Below are 23,532 nucleotides of genomic sequence, written 5' to 3'. Positions count from 1 at the left end.
CCGCCGAATCACACGTGCTCGCGCTGAGCGTCCGCGCTGCGTTTTTCGACGAGTTCGCGCCGGTTTTCGTCGAAAATTCTCTATCTTTTTCATGCCCCGTTCGATACCATGAAAGTGTCCTGACAACTCAGCTGTCGCCTCCGTTGCAGGTGGCGTTTTCCTCTCATCCACTCATTTACGAGGGCGACTGCGCGACGCTAAGTGAGAACGATATGCTGAACTTTCAAGACCTTTCTTCTTCGCATCGCCCGACATCACGAACCGTGTGTGCAGCATTGAGTGCATGCGGGTTCGCAGTGGCGGCATCCATGCTGGCCGGGTGTTCGTTCCTCGGATCGGGTAACGACACGTCAGCTTTTGACCTGAAGGTTGGCCAGTGTATCGAGGCCCCGCCTGAAGATGAGATCGTGGAATCCCTGCCCGTGGTTGAATGCTCGGAACCCCATGTCGGCGAAGTCATGTACGACTATGAGATTGACGCCCCGGAGTACTCTGAGTCGCTGTCGGATGAGGCCACCGTTGAGTGCGCGAAGCACTTCGAAGAATATGTCGGTGTCCCTTTGGAAGCCTCGCAGTTGGACGTGGCGCCGTTGAGCCCATCTGAAGATTCATGGAAAGAAGGCGACCGCGTGGTTTCCTGCCTCATTTTCCACGAGACTGGCCAGACACTGAATCAGTCAGTTAGGGATTCCAAGATGTAATGCTCCGCGTAAAGGTTGAAAACGCGATAATCGTGGGGCGCCCTCGCCAGTGATTGACGTGGGCGCCCCACGGCATACAAAACCCGGCGGGCAACCCCTCACCCTATGTCTGACAGTAGGCCGCGAGGCCTCATAAGTGGTGAGAAGCTGCCCGCCGGAAGCATTGCCGGGCCAGGAAGCCCGCGATCTTATCCGAAGCGTCCGGAGATGTAGTCCTCGGTCGCCTGCTTGGACGGATTCGAGAAGATCGTCTCGGTGTCGTCGAATTCGACGAGCTCGCCGGAGCCGCCCGTTTCCTTCAGGTTGAAGAAACCGGTCTTGTCCGACACACGCGATGCCTGCTGCATGTTGTGCGTGACGATAACGATCGTGTACTCCGACTTCAGCTCGTTCATCAGGTCCTCAATGGCGAGCGTGGAGATCGGGTCGAGAGCCGAACACGGCTCGTCCATCAGAAGGACCTCGGGGCGCACCGCGATGGCGCGTGCAATACACAGACGCTGCTGCTGGCCACCAGACAGTGAAGATCCCGGGATGTCCAGCCTGTCTTTAACTTCGTTCCACAGGTTCGCACCGCGAAGTGACTTTTCAACGATCTCGTCCTGCATCGCCTTGTTCATACGTCGCGCGTTGAGCTTCATGCCAGCGAGCACGTTCTCACGAATCGACATCGTGGGGAACGGGTTGGCGCGCTGGAACACCATGCCGACATGGCGACGCACCTGGACGGGGTCGATCTTCTTGTCGTAGATGTCGACGCCTTCCAGCTCAACTTTGCCTTCCACATGCGCACCGGGGATCACCTCGTGCATGCGGTTCAGGGAACGCAGGAATGTCGACTTGCCACATCCTGATGGGCCAATCAACGCGGTGATCGCGTGGCGTGGAATTTCCACCGTCACATCTTTCACGGCAAGAAAATCGCCGTAGTAGATCTGTTCATCGGTGATATTGAAACACGTCGTCATCGTTTTAACTCCGTCTTTTTTCACTGTCAGATTTGAAGGCGACGCGTCACGTGGCTCATCGTGAGCGCGTTCCGTCTGCGTTGCCACGGCTGTCTGTGTGCCCTGCCCCGCGGGATTATCCATTGTGCTCATCGTTTAGCGTCCTCCCTTGGGAGCAAAAATCTTGGCGATCACTCGGGCAATCAGGTTCAGAACCATCACCAACAGGATGAGGACGAGGGCGGCCGCCCACGCGCGTTCATAGTTGATGGTGGGTACGCAGTTAGCGACACCTTCTCGACAGGTGGCCAGGCCCTGCGAGTACTGTCGGTAGATGTACACCGGCAGTGTCGCCATGCGGCCGTCCATCACATTGACGTTCATGCGTCCAATGAAGCCTGCGGTGATCAGCAGCGGGGCTGTTTCACCGATGACGCGGGCGATAGCCAGCATGACGGAGGTAGTCAGGCCTGCTGCAGCGGTACGCAGTACGACTTTCACCACGACACGCCACTTTGGCACGCCCAGAGCGTAGGCAGCTTCACGCAGTTCGTTAGGAACCAGGCGCAGCATTTCCTCACTGGAACGCACCACTGTCGGGATCATCAACACCGACAAGGCGATCGCGCCGATGATGCCTGCTCGATAGGAGGGGTCGTACAACATGAAGATCGAGGCGGCGAACAGACCAGCAACGATCGAGGGGATGCCGGTCATGACGTCGACGAAAAATGTCGTGGCCTTCGACAGGAGCCCGTTGTTACCGTATTCGACCAGGTAGATTGCCGTGAAGATACCGATCGGCGCAGAAATCAGTGTCGCCCACAGTGTCACGAGTGTGGTTCCGACCAGTGCGTGGGCGATACCGCCGCCCACTTTACCGCCGAACATGCCGACCATATCGCTGACGAGGAAGTCCCACGTGGTGCGCAGGTAGCCATTACTGATCACCGTGACCAACACCGTGACCAGCGGAATCATGGCAAGAGCGAATGCGACAGTCACCAGAACTGTCACGAAGCCATTGGTGAGTTTTCTTCCGATTGGCAGCGACTCATGGATCGGGCTCTGATGGCCGCGATTGTTGTCTGAATCGGAAACGTCCTTCGGCGAAGTGTTCGTACCAAGTGTTGCTGTGCTCATCAGTTCGCTCCTGAGAATGCGGCTCGACGCGAGACGATCCAGCGCGCAATCGAGTTGACGATGAGGGTGATCGCGAACAGAGCAAGACCCGTTGCGATCAGAGCCGACGAGTTGATGCCCGTTGATTCGGGGAACTGCAAGGCAATGTTGGCCGCAATCGTGGAGTGCTGACCTGCCTCGAGGATGTGCCATGAAATATTGCTGCCGACTGACAGCACCATGACGACAGCCATTGTTTCACCAAGAGCTCGGCCAAGGCCCAGCATGGACGCTGACACGATACCGGAGCGTCCGAACGGCAGAACGGCCATCTTGATCATTTCCCACTTCGTGGCACCAAGGGCCAAAGCAGCCTCTTCGTGCAGGCGCGGGGTCTGCAGGAAGACCTCTCGCGACACGGAAGTAATGATGGGCAAAATCATGACAGCAAGGATCACCACCGCGGAGGCGAGTACACGGCCCGTTGGGGACACTGTGCCGGCGAAGAGTGGGAACCAGTCGAAGTACTTACCCAGGAAGTCATAGAGCGGCATGAGGATCGGGATCAACCAGATCGCACCCCAGAGGCCGTAAATAACGGACGGAACTGCCGCAAGCAGGTCAACGAGGTATCCAAGAACCTGGCTGATACGCGGAGGTGCGTAATGGGAAATAAAGAGGGCGACACCGACTGCAACAGGAACGGACAGGAGCAGTGCCAGCACTGCTGCCAGGATCGTGCCGAATATCTGCGGCGCCGTGAACTTCCAAATCGTGACTTCCTCAGCCGACCCCATCATCTTGAAACGCAGGGAAGGGTCGGAAATCGCGGGCCACGCCCGCAGCAGTAGGAAGATCGCTACTGCTGCGAGCGTGCACAAGATTAACGAAGCAGCGGCGGTTGAGAGGCCAGCGAAAACCTTGTTACCGATTCTCCCTGGCGTTCTCTCCCAGCTCTTATTCTTCGTTGTTGTAGGTGTCGTAACCAACGCGAACCTGTACCTTACTTGATCTGGTCCAGAACGCCGTTGATTTCACTGCGCATTGCTTCGGAGATGGGAGCCGCACCAGCGTTGTCGGCTGCCATCTGCTGGCCTTCCTCGGAAGCCTGGTATCCGATGAATGCCTTGATCAGTTCGGCCTCGTTCGCATCCTCGTAGGTGGAGCACACGATTGAGTAGGAGATCAGAATCAGCGGGTAGGAGTCGTTCGTCTCGGGCACGCGGTTCACGGACAGTGCGATGTCGTTGGCATCGCGATCCGCAACGCGCTCAGCCGTTTCAGCGGCCTTGGCTGCTGTCTCAGCAGAGAAGGAGACGTAGGTTCCGTCGGCTGCTGCCAGTGCGACAGTTCCGAGGTTGCCGACCTGAGAAGCATCGGCGTAGCCGATGGTGCCGTTACCGGCCTGGACGGCCTGGACAAGTCCAGAGGTCTTGTCACCGGATTCGCCACCGGAGACTGGCCATTCCTTGCCTGGATCCGTCGGCCATGCCTCGGGAGCAGCTGAGTGCAGGTAGTCGGTGAAGTTCTCGGTCGTACCTGACTTGTCGGAACGGTGAACAGGGGTGATGGCGAGATCTGGGAGCTTCGCATCCGGGTTTGCCTTGGCAATTGCCGGATCGTTCCAGTTGGTGATTTCGCCGGCGAAGATCTTGGCGATGGTTGCGGCATCCATGTTCAGGGAGTCGACACCCTCAAGGTTGAAGATAACGGCAACCGGGGAGATGTACACCGGAAGGTCCCATGCAGGTCCACCACAGCGTGCTTCGGCTGCTGCGATCTCGTCGCCTTCAAGCGGGGCGTCCGATCCGGCCCATGCGACCTGCTTGCTGGTGAACTGTGTGATACCGGTACCTGAGCCAACTGCCTCGTAGGAAACAGTCACATCAGGGTTAAGTTCGTTGAAGCCTGCCTTCCAAGCTTCCATCGCGGCTTCCTGGGAGGACGCACCCGAACCGGCAACCGAACCTGAGAGGTCAGTCGCAGGTGCAACTTCATCCTGAGCTGACTGAGAGTCGCCGGATGCTCCGTTGTCCGCGCCTGTGCTTTCCGCTTTGTCTCCGCCGCCGCAAGCAGCCAGAGCGAGCGTCATGGTGGTGGCACCTGCCAGAGTGGCGAGAAGCTTTGTACGAGCATGCACTGTCATTGATCATCTTCCGTTCTGCCGCCACTGTGGCGGCGCGTTGACGATAGACCCGGAATGTCCCGGATATTGCTCACGCTAAGAGGGGGAAGTGACAGCAAAGCCGGTTAAAGATGAACAAATGGTGAACTTGCACGTGAGGGTGCCCACACAGTTATAAAGTTGTAACCTTTGCCCGGTTTTTAGGGCCTGAAATTCATTCAAACGTGACAATTCCGGACGCGATTTGCGCCCATCAGAGCGTCGCCAGCTTGGTGAGAGGGCGATACGTTTCCACGGCAACAACGCACGGGCCGCCCTCGTGCATGACGATATGAGCCAGGAGCATCTGAGCAGTCTTGAGCCACGGCGACTCCGCTGGGAACGCGGCGTGCAACGATGAGGGCGAGTACGAGCGTATCGGCTCAAACAGGGCAGGCAGCGTGGGCCTGTGCGCGCAGATAATCGTCGGCGCGGACCCGGGGTTTTCAATTGCTTCATTGACGAGGGCGGAGCCTGCGGCCGGGTTGTCTGTCATCGCGCTTTCATCCAGCTCGTCGAACAGCTCCATGCCGATGCCGGTCAGTGACGCGTACGGTCCGACGGTGGACGCACAGCGTCGCCACGACGAGGACAGGACCTTCGTGATGCCAAATGCTGACATGAGATCGATCAAGTCGATGCTCTGGCGAACGCCGATACGCGCTAGGGGGCGATCCGCATCCGACCCTTCCCAACGCCCGCGCTTCACGGCCTTTGAGTGGCGCACAATGGCCAGCGTGGAGCTGACAAGTCCACCGCTTTCAGCCAGAGCTACGAGCTCATCCAGCAGACGACGATCGCCTCGGCGGGTCAACGTGCGGCGTGCAAGTGACGGGCTCACCCAGCGCGTATTGTCGATCTCGCGGCGGGAGGCCTGATGGACAGGCGGGCGGCTGAGCAGTGCTGGAGAATCGGGCTGGCAGGCCTGTCCGACCCAGTAGTGGACCTCCTTGATGTGGCCCGCGCCAAGTCGGTAGCGCTGAATGGTCAGTGGCGCTCCCAGCGTGACCGGCAGGCCGGTTTCTTCTTCCACTTCTCGCACGGCGGCCACCGGCAGCGGCTCGTTGAGTTCAGTCTTACCTTTGGGCCACGACCAGTCGTTGTAGCGCGGCCGATGGACCAGCAGGACCTCTATGTCATCGGGATCAATGACGTCACCGAGGGTGGCGTCGCGGTCAGACTGCGTAAATCTCCACACCAATGCACCGGCGGCTCTGACTAGCCGGCTCGGTATCGGTGACGGATGGGAACGGGACACGTCATAAGCGTATCTGACCCAGTGCCATGATGCCGACGATGGGCAAAAATACGATCGACTCCACGCGGTGGGCGGGCCGCCGAGGCTGCGCGCTGTGGCGCAAACCCCGTCCGCGTGTCCCTTAGCTGCGGCCGACGACGCGGGCAGATGCCTCCGCCATCAGTGTTTCCTGCAGATCCTCCAGACGGTTGCCCTCGTCATCGCGGTTGTGCCGCTTCCACGTGCCGTCAGCTTGCAGATGCCATGAAGAGGTTGTCGACGCCACGCCTCGACGCACCAGGTCAGCAAGATAACTAACCTGCGACGGATCCACGATACGCACCAGAGCCTCCACGCGGCGATCCAGATTGCGGTGCATCAGGTCAGCCGACCCGATCCACACTTCCTCTTCGCCTTCCGGGCCAAACGCGTAGATACGCGAATGCTCCAGGAAGCGACCCAGGATGGAGCGAACCCGAATATTCTCCGATAAGCCGGGCACTCCGGCCTGAATTGCGCAGATACCTCGAACCAGCACATCCACCTGAACACCGGCCTGGCTGGCGCGATACAGAGCATCGATCACTGCTTCGTCAACAACCGAATTCACCTTGAAACCGATCCAGGCAGGCTGACCGTTCCGCGCGCGCTCAATCTGCTGGTAAATCCGCTCGATCAAACCGGGTCGGATTTCCAGCGGTGCGACCAGCAGGCGGTGGAACGTGGAGCGTGGCGCGTAGCCGGACAGCTGGTTGAACAGTCGCGTCAGATCCTGACCCACATCGCGGTTATAGGTCAGCAACCCCAGATCCTCGTAGCCGCGCGCCGTCTTCGGATGGTAGTTACCGGTTCCCACGTGGCAATAGCGTCGCAGCTGATCGCCCTCCTGACGCACCACCAGTGACAGTTTGCAGTGCGTCTTCAGACCCACCATGCCGTAGACGACGTGCACTCCGGCGCGTTCAAGCTTGCGCGCCCACTCGATGTTGGCTTCCTCGTCGAAACGGGCCTTGATCTCCACGATCGCGACCACCTGCTTGCCGTTCTCGGCCGCTTCGATCAGCGCCGACACAATCGGAGAATCGCCCGAGGTGCGGTACAGCGTCTGCTTCATGGCCAGCACATTGGGATCACGCGCAGCCTGCGTGATGAAGTTCTGGATGGAGGTGGCGAAAGAATCATACGGATGGTGCAGCAGCACGTCGTGCGACCGGATCGCGCCGAAAATATCCGTCGGGCGCGCCGATTCAACCTCTGCCAGTCCGGCAGGAGTCACCGGCACATACGGTTCATACTTCAGGCGCGGAATATCGAGTGCCTGCAGCTCATTGCACAGCGTCAGGTCAAGCGGTGCCGGCACCATAATCACGTCAGCGGGTGTGATTTCCAGCTTGCTGATCAGAAAGTCCAGTACGAAGCGTGAGATCGTATCCTCAACTTCGAGGCGAACCACCGGCCCAAACTTTCGGCGCAGCAGTTCTTCTTCCATCGCGGTCAGCAGGTTTTCCGCATCATCCTCTTCTACTTCGAGGTCCTCGTTACGGGTCAGTCTGAACGAGTGTGCCTCGACAATCTCAACACCTGGGAACAGGTGGTCCAGGTGCGCGGCAATGACTGATTCGAGGGTGATGAACGTGGCGCCCTCATCAGTGTCGACATAACTTTCCGCGTTCCCCTCGCCCATTGCGGAGTCGATGTTGATCAGGCGCGGCATCGACGGCGGCACCTTGATGCGCGCGAAGTGCAGCTTCGAGGTAATCGGGTTGCGCACCACGACCGCGAGGTTCAGTGACAGCCCCGAAATGTATGGGAAGGGGTGCGACGGGTCCACGGCAAGTGGCGTGATGACGGGGAAAATCTGCCTGCGGAAGTAGGTCGTCATCTTGGAGCGCTGGTCATCTGTGAGCTGATCCCACCCGCGCAGATGAATCCCTTGCTCGTCCAGCTTGGGCAAGATGTCGTTCTGGAACTCGCGTGCCTGACGCTCGCTGAGTTCGCGCGTGCGCATCTGGATACCGTCCAGGACCTGACGCGGCGACAGACCAGCGGCAGACGGTTTGGCGATGCCGGCGTTGATGCGGCGCTTCAGTCCGGCCACACGCACCATGTAAAACTCATCAAGATTGGAGGAGAAAATCGCGGAGAACCATCCGCGTTCCAGCAGCGGCAAATCCTCATCTTCACTTTGCTCCAGGACGCGTTCATTGAACGCCATCCACGACAGTTCACGGTCTGCGAAGCGTTTGTCCGGCAGCTCGCCGAAATCTTCAACGGTCGAGGCTGGTGCGGCGCTGGCCTGGGCATCTTCAGCGCGCTCCTCATAGGAGTTCGCGTCGGCGCCCACCGTGATGTGCTCACCATCCTGGATGCCGTCGGTAGCTTCGTCTTCCTCGTCGTATTCGGAGTCTTCGTGTTCGACACCGACGAGCTGTTCATTGTCGGCAGGGATCACCAATTCGCTCGCCAGGGCAGCTTCAACCGCGCTGCCACTGGTGACGTGAGCGCTGTGAGCGTCACCCTCGCCGTTGGTGTCGTCTGCTGGCCAGTGTTCATCTGGCGCCGAGAATGGTTGGTCCGAATTGCCTGCATGTTCCGGGTTCGTCATCATTCTTCCTCACACTGGCGACTAGTTGAGCGCACCGATGTGCGCTTCTTCAGCTGATCGGTCAAGTTCATCTGCGGTCTGAATCAGCGCGCGGGCGCGCGTGGTGACGGGGTATGCCAACGGGTCCCGCGGGTCGACGATCCATTTGCCGCCCTCGGCGTCTCCAGCTGCAACGATCCGCATCGCCCGTGACGTTGCAGTAATGATGTCAGCCAGGTCGTCGTCGTGGCGGCGCCCTTCGAGCAATTGGTCAACCTCGTGTACCACGTGCTCCAGATCGGGAATGTCAACGGGATGTTCAAGGCCGGGGATGATGTCCGCATGGCTTCCGCGCACAAAACGGTCGCGCACCAACGCAGTGTCGCGGTGGTACCAGCGCGACCACAGGTAGAGTCGCCACAAGGCTCCGGGCAATGTGAATTCCGGGCTGCGTGACCACATGTCGGCCAGCACGTCCACGCCTTCCGTGCGCACGGTGGTGCGCAGGCGTTCGATTTCGTCAGGCCCGAAGTCGTCGTCACTGACTCCCATCAAAGCCCATGCTGACGAGTGCGCAATCGCAGACATTTCCGCAGGGTCGGAGTCGCCGACGATTTGTTCGGCGTCGGCTGGGTCCAGCATTGCTGGCCGACGAGGGCGACGCTGTTGGCTGTTCATCTGTGACTCCTTCTCGGTGATATGACGAGCCTACCGCCTGAAGGTGAACGGCGTTGATCAAGTAGTTGAACGGAGTGGGCACCCTCGTCAATCCTGATCCGAGGAGGATCGTGGTTTTTCCCACGTCACGTTGATTAGTGCAACGTGGGACTGATGCATTACCATGCTCTCATGGGCCTATAGCTCAATTGGCAGAGCAACGGACTTTTAATCCGTGGGTTGGGGGTTCGATTCCCCCTGGGCCTACCATTATGATGTGTCGGGGCATCGTTGACAATCAGTTAGCGGTGTCCCGGTCTTTCACTATATGGCCGACCTTGCCGCGTATGCTCTAACCGCAGGTCACTCGGTGGAATGCGACTGCGGTCCGGCCACAACACACCAGAACGCGCACAATCCCCTAGATTTAAGCCCTCCGCGTGCACATACCCCTAGTTCTAACCTCGCCTCGTGCACATACCCCTAGTTCTAGCCCCGCCTCGTGCACATACCCCTAGATTTAAGCCCTCCTCGTGCACATACCCCTAAAAAGTCTTGTAAAAATGCACAATCCCCTAGATTTAACGCGTGAGGCTCGAGGCCGCCGGAAGCTACTGGCGGCTGACCTGCGGAAATAGGTTTTGTCCTTTTGGGGTGCCGACTTTAGCTAGGGGAATGTGCACCAAAGCAGGGAAGATCTAGGGGAATGTGCGCGGTCACGCCTAAGATCTAGGGGAATGTGCACAAATGCGCGTCTATTTGAGGGGATGTACACCGAGCTGTTTAAAGCGGAGAAAAGAGTACAACCTGCGCGCAGTGCTCCAAGACGGAGACGGCATCAATCCGAGACAGAGCCAGGCATCAATCCGAGATGCGGCCGAACGGACGCAGACGCCAAGGCCACACGCAGGTACAAAGCTTCGGAAGGTACGGCGATGCAAACACTCATACAGAAGCTCGCCAAACGAGCTTAATCGTCAGGCGAGCTGAAGCGCCATGCAGACGCCACGCGGGCTTAAGCATCGAACAGACGACAAGCAGGCTTAATCGCCAAGCGACCTCAAGCGGCGAGCAGACATAAAGAAAGGCCCGGCCATTTCTGAGCGAGCCTTTCCACAGTCTGCGGATCCGCTAACGTTACTTCGTCAGGGAGTTCGACTTGCCCTGAATTGCGAGGAAGACACCGATAAGCAGGAATGCCACGACTGCGCCGATGATCCAGCGAAGCACTGTGCCCACTCCAAGCGCACCAGCGATCCATCCGGCGATACCGTAACCGGCAGCACCCAAGATAATAGTCCAGATGATGCCCATACCCTCGTCGCCCTTCATGAAGACGCGAGCGATTGCACCGATAACGGCGCCGGCAATAATCATCCACAAGATGTCCAACATGATCGTTCTCTCATTCTGTTGATCAGCAGAGACATCTTCATGATCTCATACGTTTTGCGTCAATGCGAGACCGAATACGGCCAGTTCTGGTCTAGCGGACATCTCGCCCGCATCTGCCCCGTCAAGTCGGCGTTGACGCAAGCTGCTCGCGCTGCAAGGTCACAGCAAGGCAGTCGACCTGGAACAGCTCAGGCAGGTAGTAGCGGCGCTAGCGTCACCCTCGTCGATGAAGCGGCTGAGGCGGGTAGGAGGCGAGCCCGACAGCAACTGAAATCAACACAAGACCCACCAGAGACCAGGCACTGGGCAGTTGCCGCAATGTCACCGCACCGATCAGCGCCGACGTTGCCGGCAACAGGGAGTTGAACAGGGCAAACATGGCGGCACTGAGGCGGCCCATGGCGAGCGCCTCCAACGAGTACGGGATCACCGTTGACAAGACTCCGACACCGACCGCCATGACGACCAGTTTCGGTGAATTCAACGCGCTGACCGCTCCGACCGAAAAGAACGGGGCGAACACAAGTGCGGCAGTGCCACAGCCCAGCGCCAGATTCGTGATGCCTGAGCGGCGCGACGCGATCGACTGCCCCATCACGATGTACCCCGCCCATAGGGCTGCAGCCCCGAGCACCCAGGCCGCACCAACGAGCTGCTTGGTGTCGCTCAGATCCAGTCCGAGGCCACCGATGCAGGCCACTCCGGCAAAAGCCAGCGCTCCTGCGATACGTCCGGACCAGCCCCCGGAGGTCACCACCGCAACCGTGACCGGGCCGAGGAACTCTAAGGAGACCGCCACGCCCAGCGGCAGAATGTGGATCGCCTCGTAAAAGCAGATATTCATGCCGCCCAGCACGATGCCGAACAGGGCCGACGCAGCCAGGTCACGCGGATTGAAGCGCCATATACGAGGGCGGCGCCACGCCAGCAGCACAACCGCACCCGTTGCGATGCGGACCCATGCTACTTCAGCGGGTGTCATGACGGCGAACAGGGTCACTGCCAGCGCTGCACCGAGGTACTGCGTGAGCCCCGATCCGACCAGAAAGAAAGGCGCGGGAATCGCGATTGAAGCAGCTCGCAGAGCGGAGCCTTTACCTCGGGATGCAGGTCGGGGTGCCGGTAATGGTTCCGGTCCCGGCATCAGCGCTCTTCAAAGTCGAGGCTGACAGAGTTCATGCAGTAACGCAGCCCTGTTGGCTGACGGGGAGCATCGTCAAAGACATGACCCAGGTGAGAATCGCAGCGAGCGCACCGCACCTCCGTGCGCACCATGCCGTGTGAACGGTCCTCACTGGTGGTCACAGCTGCATCTTCTGGCTGATAGAAGCTCGGCCAGCCGCACAGAGAATCGAACTTGGTGGTTGAGCGGAACAGTTCCGCGCCGCACGCTTTACAGCGGTAGATACCCTCGCGATCCTCGTGGAGCAGTGCACCGGTGTGCGCCATCTCAGTGCCGCCCTCGCGCAGGACGTGGTATTCCATGGGGTCGAGTATGCGGCGCCATTCTTCCTCGCTGCGCACTACCTTGCCGTTAGTGTCGGTAACCGCTTTGCCGTTACTGTCAGCAACCGCTTCGTCGGCGTTGCCATTAACCGCCCCGCCGTCGTTGTCACCGCTCTCCCGCAGGTCGCGGGCGCCTTGATCATTCTGCGTTTCACTCACGGCTCGATCCTCCCAGTAGTCCTGAGCCCTTTTCCTGGCGGATCTGCGACTCACGTTTTCTTTCTTCCAGTACTTCCGGGTCAGGGCCCGAAAATGCGGCACTGCGCTCTTCCGCGTCGGGCGAGCCGGAAAAGACCCGCTCCCCCGTCGTGGTTGTCTCATCGTCCGAGTTTGCTCGACCAGTCGCGTCTGCCACTGCACCGTCGGGGTCGCTGCCGACCTGGTTCGCACTGGCCAGATCCACACTCGTATTGTCCGCACGTGCAGGGCTCGCATCGCCAGCCTGTGCACCGCTGGTGGGCGCACTACTGCCCGCTTCCGCGCCATCGTCATCGGCCTGCTTCTTGGGCTTGCCATCTGCCCCAATGGCCGGCATCACGGCAGTTTCCGCTACGCCTGACGCAGAACGAGCTATCTGAGCCGCTCCCTCTGCAGACGCTGCTTCCGACGCCTGGTTAGCCTGACCAGGAGCCCCGCTGCCAGCATCGGACTTGACACGCAGATGCCCCTGCGCCTGCGCAATGATCTTGTCAACCTCTTCTGGCGTGAACACGTGGGTCGTGCCCGTGCCGTTCGTCTGAGTAGCATCCGCTGCAGCGTTCGTTCCCCCGCGGCCAGTCCGTTTCACAGCTGCTGTTGGTCCGTCCTCCGCTCCAGACCCGGCGTTCTCTGCTCTTTCGAGGCGGTCGCGGTTGCGCTGCGACATGGCCCGTCGACGCGCCATCTTCGCGCGTTGGCGCGCCGCCAGCATACGAGCAGCGTGCACAGGGTCGAACGGGTCTCGCTTGTCACCATCATGCGTAGCAGCATCGCCGTGGTCACCCTCGTCAGTCTTGGTGTCCGAGGGGGACCCACCGGATGTATCTGAACCTGCAATACCGGATAGTTCAGTGGCCAGGCGCGCGATCAGTTCCTGGGACTCATCCTTCGTCACTTCCTTGACCTCGCGCGGCTGAATGATGCGGGCGGAACGCGCCCACGGGTATTCCTTCGAGATCCACGCGATGAGCTGCTCGCGCATGAAGCAGCGCAGATCCCACAAGTTGCCCGAATTCGACGCTGACAGGGAGACCCTGACGGTGACGGTCTGATCAGTCGAATCAGTCACCTGCACGGCCCAGGAGCGGCGATCCCACAGATCCGTGCTGTTCAGGAGCTGCTCAACTTTTTGACGCACCACCGCCACCGGCACTGCCCAGTCGGTGTAGATCTCAACCGTGCCGAGGAGCTTGGTGGCTTTGCGGGTCCAGTTTTCAAAAGCAGACGACGTGAACTTCGAGGACGGCACAATCAGGCGGCGATCATCCCAGATATGCAGGACAACGTACGTCAGAGTGATCTCCTCGACCACACCCATCGTTCCCTTGTCCCCCACGACGACAATGTCATCAACGCGGATGGCGTCCGTGAAAGCCAGCTGCAGGCCGGCGAACACGTTGCCGAGCGTGGACTGGGCAGCAAGACCGGCGATCACGGAGACAATGCCGGCCGAAGCAAGCACCGTCGTCAACGCCTGCTGAGCCCCGGGGAATGTAAACAGGACTGCGGCACACCCGAGGATCCAGACCACGACCTGCAGGACGCGGCGCAGAACCTGAGCCTGAGTCTTGAATCTGCGCGAGCGTCCGTGATCGGAGCGGTTGCGCACGTGCGCGGCGTCTTCGATCACCCACACGGCGGCGGCAACGACCCATGTCGTTGCCAGGAGTGCGAGGATCAACAACCCGTGGTCGAGATATTTCACCCACGTGGGCTGATTGCTGACATCGGTGCTTCCCAGCGCAACAGCGCATCCGGCAAGCGCGCCCCACGCCATGAGTGCCCAGTACGAAGGCGCGTGGATGCGGCGCTGTAAGGCTTTCAGCAATCGAAGTTTGCGGAGCGCAAATCGGCTGACGCGCGCAAGAATGAATGCGACCACAATTCCGACGAGGATGCCGACAACAATTCCGAGGAATACGCCAGCCACGTCGAATGCGGTTTCAACAGCTTCGGCAGGTGCAGAGGGGTCCCCGATCGGCATAATTGTGCCGAAAACGAGGCTTGACTGCGCGCGGCAGCCCGTGAGAACGGCGGAGAAATCAGGTCCGAAAACTGTCATACCCCTAGCCTAGAAGCTTCCAGGCTCATTTGCGTTCGGTGAGAGGCTTCACATGGATCCGTTTTGCACTCGGAGGTCATTCCTGCTTATTATTCTACTCGTCGCCGAACGACAAGTTCGTGGACAAGGCCCCCATCGTCTAGAGGCCTAGGACACCGCCCTTTCACGGCGGCGACACGGGTTCAAATCCCGTTGGGGGTACGATCCGTGTCAGCCCTGCTGGGACGGGTTCAACAAGTGAATAAGGTAGACTTTTCAGGTCTCACTTTTTCGAGGCCCCGTAGCGCAGTTGGTTAGCGCGCCGCCCTGTCACGGCGGAGGTCGCGGGTTCAAGTCCCGTCGGGGTCGCTGACCCACCTTTTGGTGGGGTTTTGGCTCTGTAGCTCAGTTGGTAGAGCGTTCGACTGAAAATCGAAAGGTCACCGGATCGACGCCGGTCGGAGCCACCACTGCTTCAGCTCGCGAGATTTACGCGAGTTTCTTTCTGATAATCAAGCGCCATTTCACGTCAGTCTTCATCGTCTTGCGCTTCCTCGTCGTCAATGATTTCTTCACGAGGTCCCTCAACTCTGAGCATGGAACGCACACTTTCGACGGAAGTCAGTTGCTGTGCGAGCTCCACATCGTGTTGATGAACGAATCCCTGCTCCGCCCCTTCGATCAGTCGCTGGCGTTCCTCCTCGACAAATTCCTGCACCTCTGCAATATCAACACTCGAATCTTTCTCCAGCGCTTCTTCAATGATGATCAGCAGTCTCAGCAGTTCGAATGTGACATCCGGGCTGGGAGAACAGAACCTTCGGATGGGAACGACAAAATCTTCCAAGAAATCTCGCACAGTCGGGGTCGGCACAGATGCAACGGGCTGCCCCTTATCGTTCAGAATCACCTCATGATTCGGAGGTGAGACAACCAGGCCTCGCAGCACCGGTGTTGCTCTGGTGATCACGTGTCGCCCAGTTGACGGATCGTTGGTTCCAGGGGACAAAGCTCGCACGACGATGTCTGCCAACTGGTGAAAAGACAAGCGCAAATCCTGGTCGGACACGCGTTCAGCTTCAACAGAGACCGCCGAGTCGGCCAGTTTGCGAAGCTCGTCGCCGCTGAGCTCACTGTCTGAGGAGTCAGCAGCAGATGTCCCACGTCGTTCGGCCCACGCCCACGCGTAGGTATGTCCGGCACTGACTGCATCGCCGGGCGCGACGGTGAACACGACGCGCTGTCCGTGTTTGCGAGCCCACCTTGCCGCCGCTTCCACATCAATGGAACGCACATATCCCGAGAAGTGCCCACGAACGTCGCGCGCGTGCGGTGGGATCTCGGGGATCTGGCAGGCGACGTCCCATTTCTCTCGGTGCGCATCCAGGAGACGTTCTGCACGCGTGGCTACCTGCTCAATAATTGCGTCCACTCGCACCATTCGCACCACCGCGCTGACATACCAGACGAAGGTCGCGATAGCCAGAAATACCAGCAGCATTGCGATCGCCATTGCGAGCTGCGGAGGGGTCTCGCGTGACTCGGCTGATACCGAGCGTTGCAACACAACAACGTAGACGAATACGCCGATGAATACGCCAAAGATTCCCTTCACAGCCCGGGACTGGATGTAGTCACGCAGCAACTGGTGCGAAAACTGACCAGAAGCCACCTGCAACACGATCAGTGTCATGGAAACCGTGGTCGTCAGCACCGTCAGCATGGAGGAGGCGATGAAGCCCAACAGAGAGGATGCTGCCGAAATATCTCCGGGCCAGAAGATTCGAGAAATGAGCCATTGAGTGGGCCATGAGATCGGTGCCAGGACTCCCGCCGCTATCGTGGCAAGGAGGGCGGCTACGAGCGGGGGCACCCACAGCTGATTCGATACCAGATACTTGATGCGGCGAAAGAAGGTCATAGCGCAATAGTAGTTAGAGACCGGATTGCGCCGACTTACATTGACCGAGCTTCGCTCAGACCACTCTGGAGGACGGCACATGAGCGAATAACTGCATGCTCGATATCCTGATGACGTCGAGTAACAGCTGCAACGTCAACACACAGCGTAGGCGATCACGTTGCCACAGATAGTACTGCGGCGGCACAGCCCCGGCACAACGCCGTGAGCCATACCGCCGCAGCAAACAATTCCCACGTCCACAGTTCAGTGAGCCAGACTTCCACTGCCAAGTGGACCTAGACTGCTCATGGACAAATCGTTACTGCTCCACGCGGAACAGATCCATCACGTCCGGATTATCCTCAAGCCACGCCTGAGTATCCCCGACCAGGTTCTTGCCTTCTTTCTCGTTCAGGACATAGTTTTCCAGCGAGTACAGCTGTTCGTCCGTCAACGTCAGGTCACGGATCATATCCGCGATTTCGGGGAACTCGTCGGAGAATCCGTCACGGGAGAAGGAGTGAACCTCCTCTGCACCGCCCAGCGCCTCATTCGGGTCCTCAAGATCACGGATGTCGAACGCGTCGTATGCCCAGTGAGGCGACCACAAGGTGACGACAATATCGTCTCCGGAATCCATTGCCCCCTTAAGGGCACCGAGCATGGTGGCGGTCGAAGAAATCTTGAAGTCCATTCCCTCTAGGCCGTACTGTGGGATGACCTCATCCTCAGTGACCTGAGTCAGGCCGGCACCGGCATCAATTCCGATGATCTCATTGTTGAAGACATCAGCATTGTCAGCCAGCTCCTCAAGTGACTGGATCGGAGCATCTGAGTTGACCGCGATGGTGAGCTTGGCGTTGTCGTACCACACGCCCAGGTCTTCAATTCGGTCACCATACTTTTCGACATAGTCGGCGTGTGTGATTGGCAGCCAGCCATCCATCAGCAGATCGAAATCGCCCTCGGCCAGCCCCGTGAAGATGACGCCGACTTCCGCGTCCTGCAGCTCGACGTTATAGCCCTGTTCTTCGAGGGCGACCTTAGCGAGGTTCGACATGACGATTCCTTCATCCCAGCCGGACGGAACGCCGATGCGGATGGTGTCACGTGCCGTCGCCGATGAGCCACCGGCAACGGTACCAACGATTGTCCACCCGAATGCGAGGACGAGGGAGGCGATCAGCGCTATCGGCTTCACCAGACGATCAGTCAGGCTTCTGGGTGCCGCATCTGACTGTGCGTGCCGCCCGCTACGCGACCCCGTGACCCTGTCAAGGAACATGGCTAGAATGACGACCGACAGGCCTGCTTCAGCGCCGAGAGACATGTTCACTCGGTTCAGCGCGGTCACCACGTCAGCACCGAGGCCGCCCGCACCGACCATGCCGGCGATGACCACCATGGACAGTGACAACATGATGACCTGGTTGATGCCACCCATGATCGTTTGCTTAGCCAGGGGCAGTTGTACCTGGAACAGCACACGTCGTGGAGTCGCGCCAAAGGCGTAGGCCGACTCGACAACTTCCTTGTCGACCTGTTTGATGCCTAGTTCTGTGAAGCGGACTGCCGGCGCGATTGCAAACAGGATCGTCGCCACGATCGCTGGCACGACGCCCACCGAGAAGAGAACCACGAAAGGAATCAGGTACACGAACGCAGGCATTGTCTGCAGGAAGTCCAAGATGGGTCGCAGCGTATAGGAGGCCCGTTTCGATCGAGCCGCCCAAATACCCAGTGGAATGCCGATCAGAACGGCGATCGCTGATGCCAACAGCACCAGTGACAGCGATTGCATGGCATTGGTCCATTGATCAATACCCCACACAATGCTGAAGCCAATGAAAGTGCCAAGGGCCAGCTTCCAGCCTTTGGCCCACCATCCGAGCAGCGTGAAGACCAGGAGCCAGACCCAGAACGGCGGGGTGAGCAGAATCGTCTGGAGAAGTTCGTTAATCGACTGGAAGATCCACGAAACAACGCTGAAGAATGCACTCCAGTTCGCGATCATCCAATCAACGGCGTCAGCAACCCAGCGTCCAAGCGGGATGCGGATCGATTCGAAAAATTCCACCATCAGTGTTTACCTCCCTGCTCGCTTGCAGGTACAGCATGGGCCGCATCAGCCATTTCAGTTGCCTGAGTGGCTTGTCCCGTCCGGTTTGCATCACTGGTGATGGGCACGCTCGTGTCTTCTTTTCCAGCGCCCTGTCCTAGTGCGCGCAGCAGCGCGACACGTGAAATGACGCCAAGCAGCTGGCCGTCATCTGCCACCACGGGTACGGGTATGGGTCGCGTGGCGGACGGCATGATGATGTCCGACAGAGACGTGTCCGGCGAGATTCCAGGGTGCGTGGGGTGCACGAGGTCGCTGATAGTTCGCAGCTGCGGATCATGGGCGAGGGCCGCTGCAATTTCATCGGCTTCCACGTATCCATGCAGATGGCGGTCCCCTGAGGAAATCACCCAGCCGCCCTGCAGATCCACTTCTTCGAGCTTGTGCAGCACGACGCGTGGACCGTCGTCAAGGTAGATGCGTGCAACCGGTTTGTTCATAATGGCCGACGCGGTGATCACGCGCGAGCGGTCCACGTCGCGCACGAAGCGCGCCACGTATTCGTTGGCTGGTTGCGTCAGAATCTCTTCAGCTGTGCCGACTTGGACGATTTCACCGTCACGCATCACGGCGATGCGGCTGCCCAGCAGCATGGCTTCGTTCAGGTCGTGAGTAATAAAGACGATGGTGCGCTGAGAACGTGCCTGAATTTCAAGAAGAAGTTCTTGCATATCACGGCGAATCAGCGGATCGAGGGCGGAGAAGGCCTCGTCCATGAGCAGGATGTCGCCGGGAGCGCACAGCGCGCGAGCCAGGCCCACTCGCTGCTGCATGCCGCCTGACAGTTCAGACGGATAGAAGTGTTCGCGGCCCTCCAGACCAGCGATCTTCAGCTCTTCCATAGCTTTTTCTTCGCGTTCCTGCTTGCCTACTCCGGCGATTTCAAGCGGGTAGGCAGCATTCTCCAGCACTGTGCGGTGCGGCAGCAGTGCGAAGTGCTGGAAGACCATGGACATGGATTCGCGGCGCACATCTCGAAGTTCTGCCGGTTTCAGTTTCGTGATGTCAGTGCCTTTGACTTTGACACTTCCCGCAGTGGCGGGTCCAAGGCCGTTTAGGGTTCTTAACAGTGTTGATTTTCCAGAACCGGATAGTCCCATGACGACGAAGATTTCGCCTTCTTCAATGTTCAGGGACACATTATTCACTGCGACAGTTGCATGTGTGATGGATGACGGATCTGCACCATTTCGTAGTTTGTCAACTACCTGCTGCTTATCTCGTCCGAATATCTTATAAACATGATCACATTCGAGGATACTCATAGTTCCCTTCGAGTAAGAGCCAGCTGCTCGAATACTGCTCGCACAGACGTGTCGGGGCTTCAGCCAGCTGATGGGCATTCAGTTTCCAGGCGCTAATGACCACCACCTTCCATTTCGTCAGGTACACAGATCCTTTCGAATATTTCAAAGAAATGTGCCTGCTTCAAACGCAAAACTGTCGCCACATACGCAGACGAATCGGACGAGTTCTCACGATCCAGGCGGCATGAAAGAGAACAAATTCACTGCTCCTGGGCGGTAAACTCCTAGGAGCGCAGTCCTGCCACACGGCGCTTCAGTGACTGATATTCACCTCCTCAAATGTGACAGATGCAACAGATTCCGATTCGAAAAGACACGATGTACTTTATCCTCATTGTGCTGATCAAACACGGTCCGTGTCCTTCGTGGGCAAACCGCCTCACACGCTAGGACCAGTCGTTGAACGGCTCCTGACGCATCCTGTTACGCCACGTAAACACTTCGAAATCACGCCTTCTGCTCACTCGCGATAGTCTGACAGCGTGGCTCACCATTCGATTGAGGATTACTTCCCCGACGGCAACATCCCTAACCTGCGGATCAAGAACACGCCCGTGCCTCCGGCTGAAGATGCGCGACCCGATCCCACGGATGTGTCGGCCGCCCTCGAACCTGTTGTCGAACTGCTCGACGGTAAGCTCATCGCGGTGATCACCGGTGCGGGAATTTCCACGGACTCCGGCCTGCCGGATTACCGATCCCCCGGCGCAGTTGACCGGCACCCTATGACACTGCAGCAGTTCATGTCAGATGAGTCGTACCGCCGTCATTACTGGGCGCGCAACCATTCCGGCTGGCTCGCGCCTCTGCGCGCACAACCCAACGCCGGCCACCTCGCCCTGGCGCAGATGGAACGTGACGGGATCATCGACGGCGTCATTACGCAAAACGTCGACATGCTGCACGCCCGAGCCGGCACCCACTCACTGGTCAACCTGCATGGCCGCTTTGACCGCGTCATGTGCACCAGTTGCCACAGAATTTTTCCGAGGGCGGCCCTGCACAAGCGCCTCGTTGAACTCAACCCCACGTGGCAGATCAGCATTGACGAGGGGGACGTCGCGCCCGATGCCGATCTGGATGTGGGCGACACAAGTGGTTTCGTCATCGCCAACTGCCCGGCGTGCGGCGGCATTTTGCGAACTGACGTTGTTTTCTTCGGCGGCACCGTCCGTCCACATATTGTCCGCGCGGCGCGCACCCTGGTTGAGAAAGCTGATGCGCTGCTGGTGGCAGGCTCATCCCTTGCCGTAGGCTCAGCGATGCGTTTCGTGCGCCAGGCTCATCACGAGGACAAGCCCATCGCGATTATCAATCGCGGCGCGACGCGCGGGGATCGTTTCGCGCAGGTGAGGGTCAACATAGGGACGTCAACGGCGCTGCCGTATCTGGCTGAACGGCTCCACGCTTCTGCCGCCCCGCGCCAGGCGCGGCCTGTTTTTTCGCGATGAGGGCACCCCGGCCAACAACACATGCGGCGTTTGCCTTCATCAAGCTCTTCAAGAGTGCGTCGGATGCGTCGCTGGCGCGTAGCTTCCTGCTTCGCACTGGTGACCCAGCAGATGAATTCGTTTCGCGCAAGGGTGGTGATGTCACGCCACGCGGTTTCAGCCGTAGCGAGAATTTTGCGACCCTTTCGGGGCACAATAGGTCTATGTCTGATTCGCGCGGCTTTCGGAAGCGGTGGTGGCGGCCCTGTTCGTGGTTCCGCCATTCATCAGTGGATCAGTCCGCAACCGACGATACCGCGTCCGAGTCGTCGACGCTGGAGCTTGAGCCGGACGGGTCATCGAACACGGAAATGGACGAGTCAGTTACCCCTTCGAGCAAAGATGGCGACTCGCCCAACCACCCTCGTCAATCTGACGATGCGGATAGTGGAGCGGGCGGCGACGGTGGTGAGCTGTCTGCGGCCGATCGCAGCACCCACAATCATATGAGCGAGTTGCCTGAGGAAAGCCGGCGCGTCCTTGAGAAAGCGCAGGAAGTCTTCTCGCAGCTGCCAGGGCCTATCGCACCTGAACGCTGACGCAGCAACCGCTCTGGCTGCCGGCGCCTGGCCTGGCTCTCGGTCGCGGATCGCCGCCTGCACACGAGCTGTCTCCCGGCCGCAGAGTACTCCCGCACAAGGCTTAGATCTCGCTTAAAACCCGCCGCCCGCGCACGACCTACCTCCCGTTGCGCGCATGGAGGAAATCCGGTCGGATTTTACTGTCCACTGCACCAAAAGGCTCCAAATCTGCAACACTTGGGTTTATACACTTCTAACAGGCGAGTTAGAAGGCCGAAATCACTGACGGCGCGAAGGAGAATCATCCATGTCGACGAACCGCTTCCGCTCGAACTCGAGCGCGCAGCCGGTCACTTCGACGTCCGATACAACCCGGACGTCCTATACAGCAACCGACGCGAATGCATCACGAAAATCAGGGCCGACCATCGGTGAGCTCTTTGCCACCCTGTCCGCTCAGCTCACTACGTTGGTGCGTGGTGAGATTGAACTGACGAAGACGAAGGCAACCGCATTCCTGGGAAAGATCGGCATGGGTGGCGGCCTGCTCGCTGGAGCAGCCGTTTTCGCCCTGTTCATGCTGGGCTGGATTTTCCACACGATCGAGCTCGGCATTGCACAAGCTCTGCCTCGTTGGGCGGCATCGCTGATCGTTGTCGGAATTCTCCTCATCATCGTGTTGATTCTGGCGCTGGTTGGTGTCTCCGCCCTGAAGAAGGCAAAGGAAGACACGCCTGCTCCTCAGGAAGGCCTGAAAGATGACGTCGATGCGCTGAAGAAGGGATTGGGTAAATGAGCCAGTCAGAACCCCGCAAAGCTGAAGGTCGTTCCCCCGAGGAGATTGAGCGCGAACTGGAGCGCACCCGCGCACAGATGAGCGTCACCGTTGACGAACTGGTGAAAACCATCAGCCCGTCCAACCAGGCTCGCCTCGCGAAGGAAGCTGCACAGGAGAAGGCCAAGGATTACCAGGCCAAAGCACAGTTACTGGTCGACGATGCCCGTGCGGGTGATTCAGACGCCATCATGAAAGTTGCGGCGGCAGCGGTGGGCGTGAGCGCCCTCGTGGGCCTCGTGATCTTCAGGATCGTCAAACGCTGAATCGCCACGTCATCCTCGTGTAGAGGTTCTCGGCCCGCAGGCGACACGATGTCTCATGTCACACGAATAGGTGACATGGCTTTGAACACGCTATGATGTGGACACGACAGAATTTTGACCAACATAGGACACCGCTTTACGCGGATCCGCACACCGTGGAGGGGGTCGACGCCATGGGGCGCGGCCGTCAGAAGGCCAAGCAGACGAAAGTCGCACGTAAGCTGAAGTATTTCAGTCCCGATACTGATCTGGAAGCCCTCCAGAGAGAGCTGGCTGCCGAGCGTAAGGGAGCCGATCCAGATGACCCATACGCAAAATACATCGACGATGACGATCAGCAGGATGATTCCTATGAGGATCTGTACGAAGACCGTTACGCCGACATGTTCGCGGATGAGGATGACGAGGACGACGACTACGGCGCATACGAAAGCGACCAGAGTTCACGCTGAGTGACGTCCACTGTGACGTACGTTGTTTCACACGATTGACGAGGGCGGCGCGCTACGCACCGTCCTCGTTTTATGTTTGCGCGCGAC

General features: G+C 58.9%; 20 protein-coding genes, 4 tRNA genes and 1 pseudogene. 10 read left to right on the top strand and 15 right to left on the bottom strand.

Annotated features, from left to right (window positions below; genetic code table 11):
* Positions 1 to 212 precede the first annotated feature (212 nt).
* Entirely contained in the window at positions 213 to 701 is a 489-nt protein-coding gene (locus tag AC1EJZ_RS02265) for a septum formation family protein (protein ID WP_058237331.1), read from the top strand.
* A 188-nt stretch (positions 702 to 889) separates the two neighbouring features.
* On the opposite strand, the gene pstB is transcribed toward AC1EJZ_RS02265, so the two are convergent.
* The 7 genes from pstB to AC1EJZ_RS02230 form a co-directional block, all read right to left on the bottom strand.
* The gene (gene pstB, locus AC1EJZ_RS02260; protein ID WP_058237898.1) at positions 890 to 1,669 is read right to left on the bottom strand and encodes a phosphate ABC transporter ATP-binding protein PstB; all 780 of its coding nucleotides are present in this window, start codon (positions 1,667 to 1,669) and stop codon (positions 890 to 892) included.
* Between the two features lie 135 nt (positions 1,670 to 1,804).
* Entirely contained in the window at positions 1,805 to 2,791 is a 987-nt protein-coding gene (gene pstA / locus AC1EJZ_RS02255) for a phosphate ABC transporter permease PstA (protein ID WP_092648851.1), read from the bottom strand.
* Positions 2,791 to 3,759 (bottom strand): phosphate ABC transporter permease subunit PstC, encoded by a 969-nt coding sequence (gene pstC, locus AC1EJZ_RS02250; RefSeq protein WP_058237332.1) that lies wholly within the window; start codon positions 3,757 to 3,759, stop codon positions 2,791 to 2,793. The genes pstA and pstC overlap by 1 nt, the downstream gene beginning before the upstream one ends.
* A 14-nt stretch (positions 3,760 to 3,773) precedes the next feature.
* Positions 3,774 to 4,916: a phosphate ABC transporter substrate-binding protein PstS gene (pstS, locus tag AC1EJZ_RS02245; RefSeq protein WP_092648852.1), complete on the bottom strand. Its 1,143-nt coding sequence runs from the start codon at positions 4,914 to 4,916 to the stop codon at positions 3,774 to 3,776.
* Between the two features lie 232 nt (positions 4,917 to 5,148).
* Positions 5,149 to 6,192: an NUDIX hydrolase gene (locus AC1EJZ_RS02240; RefSeq protein WP_058237334.1), complete on the bottom strand. Its 1,044-nt coding sequence runs from the start codon at positions 6,190 to 6,192 to the stop codon at positions 5,149 to 5,151.
* 121 nt (positions 6,193 to 6,313) lie between these two features.
* Positions 6,314 to 8,776, bottom strand: coding sequence for an RNA degradosome polyphosphate kinase (locus tag AC1EJZ_RS02235; RefSeq protein WP_092648853.1), 2,463 nt, complete (start codon positions 8,774 to 8,776; stop codon positions 6,314 to 6,316).
* A 21-nt stretch (positions 8,777 to 8,797) separates the two neighbouring features.
* Positions 8,798 to 9,433 carry a hypothetical protein gene (locus AC1EJZ_RS02230; RefSeq protein WP_092648854.1) on the bottom strand — a complete coding sequence of 212 codons (636 nt, stop codon included), beginning with the start codon at positions 9,431 to 9,433 and terminating at the stop codon, positions 8,798 to 8,800.
* A gap of 173 nt (positions 9,434 to 9,606) precedes the next feature.
* Here AC1EJZ_RS02230 and AC1EJZ_RS02225 point away from each other — a divergent pair.
* Positions 9,607 to 9,682 (top strand) — tRNA-Lys (locus AC1EJZ_RS02225).
* Between the two features lie 867 nt (positions 9,683 to 10,549).
* Here the strand turns inward: AC1EJZ_RS02225 and AC1EJZ_RS02220 are convergent.
* The 4 genes from AC1EJZ_RS02220 to AC1EJZ_RS02205 all read right to left on the bottom strand — a co-directional run bounded on the left by AC1EJZ_RS02220 (position 10,550) and on the right by AC1EJZ_RS02205 (position 14,573).
* Complete coding sequence (locus AC1EJZ_RS02220; protein ID WP_058237337.1) at positions 10,550 to 10,807, bottom strand: GlsB/YeaQ/YmgE family stress response membrane protein; 258 nt, start codon at positions 10,805 to 10,807, stop codon at positions 10,550 to 10,552.
* A gap of 214 nt (positions 10,808 to 11,021) precedes the next feature.
* Positions 11,022 to 11,951 (bottom strand): EamA family transporter, encoded by a 930-nt coding sequence (locus tag AC1EJZ_RS02215; protein ID WP_480293872.1) that lies wholly within the window; start codon positions 11,949 to 11,951, stop codon positions 11,022 to 11,024.
* Positions 11,951 to 12,331, bottom strand: a complete 381-nt coding sequence (gene msrB, locus AC1EJZ_RS02210; protein ID WP_070727990.1) for a peptide-methionine (R)-S-oxide reductase MsrB — start codon at positions 12,329 to 12,331, stop codon at positions 11,951 to 11,953. The genes AC1EJZ_RS02215 and msrB overlap by 1 nt, the downstream gene beginning before the upstream one ends.
* A 133-nt stretch (positions 12,332 to 12,464) precedes the next feature.
* Positions 12,465 to 14,573 carry a mechanosensitive ion channel family protein gene (locus AC1EJZ_RS02205; protein WP_480293871.1) on the bottom strand — a complete coding sequence of 703 codons (2,109 nt, stop codon included), beginning with the start codon at positions 14,571 to 14,573 and terminating at the stop codon, positions 12,465 to 12,467.
* A 128-nt stretch (positions 14,574 to 14,701) separates the two neighbouring features.
* Here AC1EJZ_RS02205 and AC1EJZ_RS02200 point away from each other — a divergent pair.
* The 3 genes from AC1EJZ_RS02200 to AC1EJZ_RS02190 all read left to right on the top strand — a co-directional run bounded on the left by AC1EJZ_RS02200 (position 14,702) and on the right by AC1EJZ_RS02190 (position 15,022).
* A tRNA-Glu gene (locus tag AC1EJZ_RS02200) sits at positions 14,702 to 14,774 on the top strand.
* 73 nt (positions 14,775 to 14,847) lie between these two features.
* Positions 14,848 to 14,921: transfer RNA gene (locus AC1EJZ_RS02195), tRNA-Asp, on the top strand.
* Between the two features lie 25 nt (positions 14,922 to 14,946).
* A tRNA-Phe gene (locus AC1EJZ_RS02190) sits at positions 14,947 to 15,022 on the top strand.
* A 59-nt stretch (positions 15,023 to 15,081) separates the two neighbouring features.
* Here the strand turns inward: AC1EJZ_RS02190 and AC1EJZ_RS02185 are convergent.
* The 3 genes from AC1EJZ_RS02185 to AC1EJZ_RS02175 all read right to left on the bottom strand — a co-directional run bounded on the left by AC1EJZ_RS02185 (position 15,082) and on the right by AC1EJZ_RS02175 (position 19,839).
* Positions 15,082 to 16,473 carry a DUF2254 domain-containing protein gene (locus tag AC1EJZ_RS02185; protein WP_480293870.1) on the bottom strand — a complete coding sequence of 464 codons (1,392 nt, stop codon included), beginning with the start codon at positions 16,471 to 16,473 and terminating at the stop codon, positions 15,082 to 15,084.
* Between the two features lie 301 nt (positions 16,474 to 16,774).
* Complete coding sequence (locus tag AC1EJZ_RS02180) at positions 16,775 to 18,535, bottom strand: ABC transporter permease/substrate binding protein (RefSeq protein WP_480293869.1); 1,761 nt, start codon at positions 18,533 to 18,535, stop codon at positions 16,775 to 16,777.
* Complete coding sequence (locus tag AC1EJZ_RS02175; RefSeq protein WP_092648858.1) at positions 18,535 to 19,839, bottom strand: quaternary amine ABC transporter ATP-binding protein; 1,305 nt, start codon at positions 19,837 to 19,839, stop codon at positions 18,535 to 18,537. Before AC1EJZ_RS02175 ends, AC1EJZ_RS02180 begins: the two co-directional genes overlap by 1 nt.
* A 524-nt stretch (positions 19,840 to 20,363) precedes the next feature.
* On the opposite strand from AC1EJZ_RS02175, the gene AC1EJZ_RS02170 reads away from it, so the two are divergent.
* Positions 20,364 to 21,332 (top strand): Sir2 family NAD-dependent protein deacetylase, encoded by a 969-nt coding sequence (locus AC1EJZ_RS02170; RefSeq protein WP_117394373.1) that lies wholly within the window; start codon positions 20,364 to 20,366, stop codon positions 21,330 to 21,332.
* Between the two features lie 44 nt (positions 21,333 to 21,376).
* On the opposite strand, the pseudogene AC1EJZ_RS02165 reads toward AC1EJZ_RS02170, so the two are convergent.
* Positions 21,377 to 21,595, bottom strand: a pseudogene (locus AC1EJZ_RS02165) (YdeI/OmpD-associated family protein); the annotation flags it as partial.
* Here AC1EJZ_RS02165 and AC1EJZ_RS02160 point away from each other — a divergent pair.
* The 4 genes from AC1EJZ_RS02160 to AC1EJZ_RS02145 all read left to right on the top strand — a co-directional run bounded on the left by AC1EJZ_RS02160 (position 21,536) and on the right by AC1EJZ_RS02145 (position 23,445).
* Positions 21,536 to 21,910: a hypothetical protein gene (locus AC1EJZ_RS02160; protein ID WP_480293956.1), complete on the top strand. Its 375-nt coding sequence runs from the start codon at positions 21,536 to 21,538 to the stop codon at positions 21,908 to 21,910. The pseudogene AC1EJZ_RS02165 and the gene AC1EJZ_RS02160 sit on opposite strands and share 60 nt — an antisense overlap.
* 289 nt (positions 21,911 to 22,199) lie before the next feature.
* On the top strand, positions 22,200 to 22,688 hold the full coding sequence (locus AC1EJZ_RS02155) for a phage holin family protein (RefSeq protein WP_082628598.1): 489 nt from the start codon (positions 22,200 to 22,202) through the stop codon (positions 22,686 to 22,688).
* A complete protein-coding gene (locus AC1EJZ_RS02150) occupies positions 22,685 to 22,993 on the top strand; it encodes a DUF3618 domain-containing protein (RefSeq protein WP_058237341.1) in 309 nt (102 codons plus the stop codon). The genes AC1EJZ_RS02155 and AC1EJZ_RS02150 overlap by 4 nt, the downstream gene beginning before the upstream one ends.
* 173 nt (positions 22,994 to 23,166) lie before the next feature.
* The gene (locus AC1EJZ_RS02145) at positions 23,167 to 23,445 is read left to right on the top strand and encodes a DUF3073 domain-containing protein (RefSeq protein ID WP_058237904.1); all 279 of its coding nucleotides are present in this window, start codon (positions 23,167 to 23,169) and stop codon (positions 23,443 to 23,445) included.
* Positions 23,446 to 23,532: the final 87 nt, after the last annotated feature.

This window comes from Pauljensenia sp. C0170B5, from assembly GCF_056590195.1.
Note: the sequence above shows the minus strand (reverse complement) of the source record. Positions and strands in the feature narration are given on the sequence as shown.